At 72.7% G+C, this 5684-nt stretch carries 5 protein-coding genes and 1 pseudogene; 3 read left to right on the top strand and 3 right to left on the bottom strand.

Features of this window, described 5'->3' with window-relative positions; all coding sequences use genetic code 11:
• The coding region (locus tag FUT87_RS16335) for a site-specific recombinase (protein WP_147241695.1) at positions 1 to 1546 on the top strand (1546 nt) is incomplete at its 5' end.
• Positions 1547 to 1837: 291 nt separating this feature from the next.
• Positions 1838 to 3130 (top strand): murein transglycosylase A, encoded by a 1293-nt coding sequence (locus tag FUT87_RS16340; RefSeq protein WP_255511879.1) that lies wholly within the window; start codon positions 1838 to 1840, stop codon positions 3128 to 3130.
• A 58-nt stretch (positions 3131 to 3188) separates the two neighbouring features.
• Here the strand turns inward: FUT87_RS16340 and FUT87_RS16345 are convergent, their stop codons facing one another.
• A complete protein-coding gene (locus FUT87_RS16345) occupies positions 3189 to 3470 on the bottom strand; it encodes a DUF427 domain-containing protein (protein ID WP_091728236.1) in 282 nt (93 codons plus the stop codon).
• 11 nt (positions 3471 to 3481) lie between these two features.
• Between FUT87_RS16345 and FUT87_RS16350 the strand changes: the two genes are divergently transcribed.
• Positions 3482 to 3751, top strand: coding sequence for a hypothetical protein (locus tag FUT87_RS16350; RefSeq protein WP_091728239.1), 270 nt, complete (start codon positions 3482 to 3484; stop codon positions 3749 to 3751).
• 92 nt (positions 3752 to 3843) lie between these two features.
• Here the strand turns inward: FUT87_RS16350 and FUT87_RS16355 are convergent, their stop codons facing one another.
• Together FUT87_RS16355 and FUT87_RS28925 are read right to left on the bottom strand one after the other, a co-directional pair.
• The gene (locus tag FUT87_RS16355) at positions 3844 to 5493 is read right to left on the bottom strand and encodes a GDYXXLXY domain-containing protein (protein ID WP_147241697.1); all 1650 of its coding nucleotides are present in this window, start codon (positions 5491 to 5493) and stop codon (positions 3844 to 3846) included.
• Positions 5490 to 5684, bottom strand: a pseudogene (locus FUT87_RS28925) (DUF2157 domain-containing protein); the annotation flags it as partial. The gene FUT87_RS16355 and the pseudogene FUT87_RS28925, both read right to left, overlap by 4 nt.

The following is a 5684-nucleotide window of genomic DNA, read 5'->3' on the forward strand; positions in this document are numbered from 1 at the left end:
CGAGCTGCTGGAGCGCCTGGGCCTGCTCTTCGCCGGCGCGCCCGAGGGCGACTGGCGCGAGGAGATGCGCGCCGCCATCACGGTGCTGGTGAGCGCGGTGCGCTCGGCCGGCCTGTCCGGCGCGCTGCGCGTGCGCATGGACCCGCAGCGGCTGGCCAGCCGGCCGTTCCGCAACCTGGCCACCGCCTGGGAGCAGGTCGAGCAGGCGCTGGTCGATCCGGCGCACGCCGGGCTGCCGGCCCGGCTGCAGTACCTGCGCGGGCTGCTGGACGAATGCCGGGCGGCGGTGCGCTCGGTGCCGGACCACCTGGAAGAGCACGGCGTGTCGGTGGACCTGATGTTCGGCGTCGAGCAGATGCAGGCGCGGCTGCGCCGCGTCGAGGAACTGCTCGCGGTGCTGCTGGCCGAGCATCCGCAGCGCGAGCTGCTGCGGCTGGTGGCCGACCTGGTGGCGGTCGTGCATGAGCGCCGCAGCATCCGCACCCTGTTCGCGCGGCATTACTCGCTGCTGGCGCGCAAGGTCGCGGAGCGCAGCGCGGAGACCGGCGAGCACTACATCACCCGCAACCGCGAGGAGTACGGCGACATGCTGCGCCGAGCCGGTGGCGGCGGGCTGGTGATCGCGGGCACGACCTTCATGAAGTTCGCGATCGCCGCGATCGGGCTGTCGGCCTTCTGGGGCGGCTTCTGGGCGGGCGTGAACTACGCGGTGAGCTTCGTGCTCATCCTGCTGCTGCACTGGACGGTGGCGACCAAGCAGCCCGCGATGACCGCGCCGGCCCTGGCCGACAAGCTGCGCCACATCGACAGCGACGCCGGCCTGTCGGCCTTCGTGGACGAGGTCGCGCATCTCTTCCGCTCCCAGACCGCCGGCATCATCGGCAACCTGGCGCTCGCGGCGCCGATGGTGCTGGTGGTGCAGCTGGCGGCGTGGCTGAGCTTGGGCAAGCCGCTGGTCGGCGCGCACGAGGCGGAGCACGTGCTGCATTCGCTCACCGTGCTGGGGCCGTCGCTGTTCTTCGCGGCCTTCACCGGGGTGCTGCTGTTCGCGTCCAGCCTGATCGCGGGCTGGGTCGAGAACTGGTTCGTCTTCCATCGCCTGGACAGCGCGATCGCCTGGAACCCGCGCATCGTCGCGACGCTGGGCGCGACCCGCGCCAAGCGCTGGTCGGGCTGGTGGCGCGAGAACATCTCGGGCCTGACCGCCAACATCAGCCTGGGCCTGATGCTCGGGCTGGTGCCGGCGCTGCTGGGGTTTTTCGGCCTGCCGATCGAGGTCAGGCACGTGACGCTGTCGACCGGCCAGCTGGCCGCGGCGGCCGGGGCGCTCGGGTGGGACGTGCTGCGGCACTGGCCGTTCTGGCTCTGCGTGATCAGCATCCTGGGCACCGGCGTGCTGAACGTGGGCGTCAGCTTCTTCCTGGCGTTCAAGGTGGCGCTGCGCTCACGCGGGATCCGGCTGGCCGACCAGAAGCGGGTGCGCGCGGCGATCTGGGCGCGCATGCGCCGTCAGCCGCTGAGCTTCCTGGTGCCGCCCAAAGCCTGAACACCCGTGTCGAGCGCTCCTGTACTGCCACCGCCGCTGGCCCTCACCCCTCCCTCTCCCACTTCGCGGGAGAGGGTGTAAGAAAAGAGCGCGGGTCGCTATTACTCCCTCGCCCCCAACGGGGGAGAGGGTGGGGGTGAGGGGGAACGCAGTCCGCCCGTGCGGGAGCTCGCTCAGGCCGGATCGCGGTCGTCGGGCCGCTCGCCGCCCTTGCGTCCGGAGAACATCGTCCACCAGACGATGAAGACGAGCAGCGCGAGCGCGCCGAGCGCCTCCAGCAAAATCACGCCCATGATTCGTGGTCCGATCCGTTGCAGAACTCGCCGCTGGAGCGCGGCGCTGGCGATTCTAGGCGTGCTCTCCGGCTGCGCCGGCCCGCAGCACGCGGTGCGCGAGCCGGGGGCTTCCCCGAAGGCGACGACCGTCACCCCCACCCCATCCGCTGCCACCCGGCCCGCGCCGGCGCCGGTGGCGCGCGCGCCCGTCGACCCCGAGAAGCTGCTCAACGGCGAGGACGACAGCACCGGGCGCCGCGTCCTGCAGCGCGAGCGCGCCCGCTGGGTGGCGGCCGAGTGGCATGAACTGCCTGGCTGGGGCCAGGACCGCGCGCTGGAATGGTGGCCGGCCTTGCTGCGCGGCTGCGAGAAACCGATGCCGGGCTGGACCGGGGTCTGCGCGCAGGCACGCGCCTTCCGCCCGGGCGCCGACCGCGAGGCGACGGCATGGCTGATGCGGATGCTGCAGCCTTACCGCGTCGAGTCGCCCGACGGTCAGCGCGAGGGCCTGGTGACCGGCTACTACGAGCCCGAACTGGACGCGCGCCGCCAGGCGCAGGGCGAGTTCCGCGTGCCGCTGCTGGCGCCGCCGCAGGACCTGGCGCAGCGCAAGCCTTACGACACGCGCCAGCAGATCGAGAGCAACCCGGCGCTGGCGCGCCTGAGCCTGGCCTGGGTGCAGGACCCGCTGGACGCGCTGGTGATGCAGATCCAGGGCAGCGGACGGCTGCGGGTGACCGAACGCGACGGCAGCAGCCGCTGGGTGCGCCTGTCCTTCGCCGGGCACAACGAGCAGCCCTACCGCTCGATGGGCCAGTGGCTGATCGCGCAAGGCGAGCTGCGGCCCACCGAGGCCTCGTGGCCGGGCATCAAGGACTGGGGCCGGCGCAATCCGCAGCGGCTCAAGGAAGCGATGTGGGCGAATCCGCGCTACGTCTTCTTCCGCGAGGAGCCCCTGCCGGACCTGGCCGTGGGCCCGCGCGGCGGCCAGGGCGTGCCGCTGACGCCGGGGCGCTCGATCGCGGTGGACAAGGCCAGCATCCCCTACGGGACGCCGGTGTGGCTGGACACGACGGAGCCGCTGTCGACCACGCCGCTGCGACGGCTGGTGATGGCGCAGGACACCGGCGCCGCCATCGTCGGCGCCGTGCGGGCCGACTACTTCTGGGGCTGGGGCGAGCTGGCCGAGGCCCAGGCGGGCCGGATGAAGCAGCCGCTGCGGCTGTGGGTGCTGTGGCCCCGCGAGGCCGGCGCGATGGCCGGCGCCGCTGGGGCGACCGGTACCGCGGGCACCGTGATCGACCGCTGAGCCGCGCGGCTCGTCGGCGGGGCGGGAGCGCTCGATCAGCCGGGCGCCGCGGGCGGGATCACTCGGTGACCTGGACGCCCTTCCAGAACGCGACGCGGTCCTTGATCTCGGCCGCCGCCTCGGACGGTTCCGGGTAATACCAGACGGCGTCCGGGTTCATGTCGCCGTGGACCAGCAGGCTAAAGTAGTGCGCCTGCCCTTTCCAGGGACAGGTCGTGCGGTGGTTGCTGAAGGTGGTGAACTCGCGCTTCAGCGCGGACGCGGGGAAGTAATGGTTCCCCTCGACCACCACGGTGTCGTCGCTCTCGGCGATGACTTCGCCGTTCCAGATTGCCTTCATTCCAACTCCTCGTGTTCAAACGCTATTTCGCCCATCGGGGCAAGGACATCTTCGTGACCGCCGGCTCCGTGCGCGACCTCGCGCCGGGCAGCTTCGGGATCTGCGCGATCGGCGGCGGCGCGGAGGGATGGTCCGTCGTCCACGTCGGGCCCGACGGCGACGCCGCCGACCTGGGCGGCGAGTACTACTTTGCCACCGCCGAGGAGGCCCTCGCTTTCCTGCGCGAACTCATCGACCTGATGATCGATGGCGGCGAGCCGGAAGGCCTGCGAGGGGAGTGAGCGGCGGGCGGTGAGGCGATTCTTCGGGTTAATCGCCTCAAAAATGAGGCGATTAGCGCGACTCGAGTCGATGCAGCAACGATCGGCGGGCGTCACAACGGCTTCAGGTCCTCGCCGACCACTCCCACCAGCAAGCCCTTGCCTTCGGGCGTCACGCGGAACTCGCCATACCGGGCGGGCTCCCAGCGCCGGGCCTCGCCCTCGCGGAAGAACCAGGCATCGGACACGAAGGTCCAGCCGCCGCCCTTGGGCGTCAGCTCGAGCAACTGGCTGCCGGCGGGTGGCGCCTCGCCCGGCGCGAGCAAGCGCGGTGAGTGCGCGATCCCGCGCGCATCGAGCATCACCGCGATCCGCGGCCGCTCGCCCCAGAGCAGCGGCACCTCGCGGTCGAGGCGGCTGCGCCAGTCGACACCCGGCAGCTCGTAGCTGAGCCGCATGAAATCGCCCTGCATCAGCGAACGCGGATCCACCGGCGCCAGCTTCACGAACACCGGCCGGCCCTCCGCGATCAGCCGCTCGCGACTCGCGATCGAGAGATTCACCACCACGAGCACCAGCACGCCCGCACCGACCAGGACCGCCGGCGCGCCGCGCATCGCCAGCACGGCGCGCGACGCCCCGGTCGTCGAGCCTCCCACGGTCGGATGCCAGGCCAGCCAGCGCGCCCAGGCCGCCAGCGCCACGCCGGCCACCACCAGCGCCAGCGACTTGTGGGCCAACGGCAGGCGCCATTCGTAATACAGCGCACCCAGCGCCCACACCGCCGCCACGCCGGCGAGCATGGCCAGGCGCCAGCGGCGGGTCGAGACCATCAGCGCCAGCAACAGCAGGATGCCGCCCAGCGCCGGCATCAGCGCGGCCAGCGCCGCCAGCACGACCAGCGGCGGCAGCAGGCGCATCGCGCCGGCCGGACGCCAGCGGCGCAGCAGCCAGAACGCGCCCGCGAGCGTCAGCAGCACCGCCAGCGCCCGGCTCGCTCCGATCAGCACCCGGTGCGACGGCGCCAGCACCTCCGCCATCCCCTGCATGAGCACGCCGCCCCCCATCGGCCCGGCCGCGACGAAGGACCAGCCGGCCGCGACCGCATGGATCGCCAGCACGCTGACCCACCAGCCGCCCAGCGCCGGCTCGAGCGCCGCCGCCGCGCCCGCCGTGCGCGCCTCCCGGCCCAGGCGCCGCTGCAGCAGCATCAGCAGCAGCCCCTCGGCCAGCAGCAGCGCGGCCGCCGCGAGCGACAGCCCGCCCCCGCGCTCATACCAGTCACGCGGCGCGACGCCCTCCAGCGCCAGATGCCCCAGGAAGCCCGCCAGCATCGCCATGCCGATGCCCAGCAGCGACCGCAGCCATCCCTGCTTCAGCAGCGCGATCAGCCCGGCGCCGATGAGCAGCCCGACCCAGGCGGCATCGGCCCGGGACAGGTCGCGCACGAGCCCGTAGCCCAGGCAGGCCAGGCCAGTGGGCAGGAGCGGCACCGCGGCCTGCTCCAGGAACAGCGGCGTCGAGGGCTTGCGCAGCAGCACCACCGCCAGCGCGACCAGCGCGATGCCCTCGACATACGGCATCGGCCCCTGGTCCCAGTCGCCGCCGAACAGCGTCGCGAACAGCAGCAGGAACGGCGGCACCGCCAGCCAGGCGCCCAGCGCGGTCAGCAGCACGACCGGCCAGGGCCGCGGCGTCTGCGCATCGGCGGTGGGCGCCAGGCCTTCGACCCGGGCGCGTTCGATCCAGTCCTGGTCGCTCATGCCCGGACCTCCACGGCGCGCACGCGCCGCATGATCAGGCTCACGCTGGCCGCCAGCAGGCCGCAGGCGACCAGGCCGATCAGGAACAGGCCGCCCAGGTCGCCCTTGGCGTCGTAGACCAGGCGGGTCAGCCCTGCCACCAGTAGCGTGTCCACCGCGAGCGCCAGCGCGCTGAGCGCATAGACCTCGGC

It is taken from the genome of Mitsuaria sp. TWR114 (assembly GCF_007997345.1).

Coding starts and splice junctions, on each gene's coding strand:
- FUT87_RS16355 (WP_147241697.1), bottom strand. CDS start 5,493: ATGAGCGACCAGGACTGGATCGAACGCGCCCGGGTCGAAGGCCTGGCG.
- FUT87_RS16340 (WP_255511879.1), top strand. CDS start 1,838: ATGATTCGTGGTCCGATCCGTTGCAGAACTCGCCGCTGGAGCGCGGCG.
- FUT87_RS16345 (WP_091728236.1), bottom strand. CDS start 3,470: ATGAAGGCAATCTGGAACGGCGAAGTCATCGCCGAGAGCGACGACACC.